Annotated in this window: 1 protein-coding gene; it reads right to left on the bottom strand. The window is 40.1% G+C overall.

Going from position 1 to position 806, the window contains the following annotated elements; translation table 11 throughout:
• Window positions 1-680 (bottom strand): TPM domain-containing protein (locus ABF638_RS38225; RefSeq protein WP_435027926.1); only part of this gene is annotated, 680 nt, incomplete at its 3' end.
• Between the last annotated feature and the right edge of the window lie 126 nt (window positions 681-806).

The raw sequence follows: 806 nt of genomic DNA, 5'->3' as shown, positions 1-806 counted from the left end.
ATTATTCCACCTCCAGCTAAAACTCCCCATACAATCCCGCCACCTGTGTTATTTGAGGTTGTTTGAGTCTCTGGTGGTGTTACCTGACTTCCAGATGATGGTTGATCCGACTTGAGAACTACTATTAATGCTTTGGTTCCTGCCAGTGTACCGCCTGCAAAATCTCCTTTTTTGAAGTGGGGAATGATTTGAGTATCGATAATATTTCCTACTTTGGCATCAGGTAAAATCGCTTCTACACCATAACCCGTTTCAATTTCTACACGCCGATCACCTACAGAGATCAAAACTAGTACACCATTATCTTGTCTTTTCTTACCGATTCCCCAAAAATTAAACAATTCCCTGGCAAATGTTTTCGGTGATGTAGCAGAACTTGTTTCTGGCACGGTTACTACTGCCATTTCCATTCCTTTTTTTGCCTCCAATTCAGAAACCATCTGATTGATTTGGGCTTCTGTCTCGTCGTTGAGAATTCCTGCCATATCAGTTACCCAACCACCATGCTCTTTGCGGGGATTTGGAACTTCTTGTACAGTTACAGCCAAGCCAGAAATAGGAAAAAGCAAGAACACGGAAGAAAAGACACTGACCCAAAAAATACGTTTTGGCTTGAGGAGATTAAATTTTATTACTTTCACTTCCAGCCAAAATGGTTTGGAGCTTACTTTGATTGCCATCAGTTTCTATTGTGACTTTCTCTTGTAAGAATTGTGTGAGCGAATAAAATAGCTATTCATATCTAAACTACGGCTCTATTCCTTCATCAATCCAAGCATCAATTGCTGTTTTTACGTTTAATTCAG

Origin of the sequence: Nostoc sp. CALU 1950 (assembly GCF_051172895.1) — a bacterium.
GTDB classification, from domain to species: Bacteria; Cyanobacteriota; Cyanobacteriia; order Cyanobacteriales; family Nostocaceae; genus Nostoc; species Nostoc edaphicum_A.
The sequence above is the reverse complement of the archived record's forward strand: the minus strand, read 5'-3'. Positions and strand labels throughout refer to the sequence as shown.